Source organism: Streptomyces sp. NPDC127084 (genome assembly GCF_042724175.1).
Taxonomy (GTDB): domain Bacteria; phylum Actinomycetota; class Actinomycetes; order Streptomycetales; family Streptomycetaceae; genus Streptomyces.
Window position 1 is genome coordinate 1 of sequence record NZ_JBHXFA010000412.1, and the last position, 1,153, is coordinate 1,153.

Genomic DNA, 1,153 nt, shown 5'->3' on the forward strand with positions numbered 1-1,153 from the left:
GAACTGCGCACTCCGGTCAACTCCGTCGTCGCGCTCTCCACCCTGCTGCTGGCGCCCAGTTCACCGCCCCTCACCACGGAGCAGCGGGAACAGGTCGACCTCATCGCGTCCTCCGGCCACACCCTGCTCTCCCTCGTGAACGACCTGCTGGACGTCGCCAAGGCCGAGGCCGGTCACCTCGACATCCACCCGCAACCCGTGGACCTGCGGCTGCTGTTCGCCCACCTCGGCAGCCTCCTCCTGAACAGCCCCAATCCCGACCGGGTCACCCTCGTCACCCCGGGTCTCGAACAGCAGCCGGCCCTGGTGACCGACGAGACGCTGCTGGTCCGCATCCTGCGCAACCTGCTGTCCAACGCCCTGAAGTTCACCGAGCGGGGCGAGGTACGGCTGGACGTCGCCGTCGACCCCGAACCGGCGCCCCACGCCGTCCTGTTCACCGTCACGGACACCGGGGTCGGGATCCCGCCCGACGAACTCGGCCGGGTATTCGAGGCGTTCTACCAGGTCCGCGGCCCGCACCAGCGCGGACGCCCGGGCACCGGCCTGGGCCTGCCCTACGCCCGCACCCTCACCGAGCTGCTCGGCGGCACCCTCACCCTCAGCAGCACCGCGGGGGTGGGCACCCGGGTGCGGGTGCGCCTGCCGGACCTCGGCCAGGACCCCCCGAAAGAACCGGACACCGAAGGGCCGGGCCATGACCGATAGAGTCCAGGATCTCTCACCCGCGACCGTCCTCGTCATCGACGACAACGAGACCAACCGCTACGTCCTCACGAGCTGGCTCCGCCGCGCCGGCCACACGGTCATCGGCGCCGGCACCGGTGAACAGGGGCTCACGCAACTGCACTCCGCCGAGGACGCGCTCCCGGACCTCGCGATCATCGACGTCCTGCTGCCCGACATGAGCGGTTTCGAGGTCAGCGAACGCCTCAAGAGCGATCCGCGCACGGCCCATGTGCCGGTCATCCAGATCTCCGCCGCCGCGATCAGCCCCGACGACCACGCCGAAGGACTGAGCCGGGGCGCTGACGCCTATCTCGACCAGCCCATCGACCCCGGCGAACTCCTCGCCACCGTCACCGCCACCCTGCGCTACGCCCGGGCCCGGCAACGCGCGGAGCTGCTCGCCCGACGCCTCATCGCCCTCAAC

The 1,153-nt window shown here is 70.9% G+C and carries 2 protein-coding genes; both read left to right on the forward strand.

Annotated elements, in window-relative coordinates; all coding sequences use genetic code 11:
- A partial coding sequence (locus tag ACFWI9_RS34625) for a sensor histidine kinase (RefSeq protein WP_387169354.1) occupies window positions 1-708 on the forward strand: 708 nt, incomplete at its 5' end.
- Window positions 698-1,153, forward strand: a 456-nt coding sequence (locus ACFWI9_RS34630) for a PleD family two-component system response regulator (protein WP_387169357.1), incomplete at its 3' end; no start/stop codon positions are given. The genes ACFWI9_RS34625 and ACFWI9_RS34630, both read left to right, overlap by 11 nt.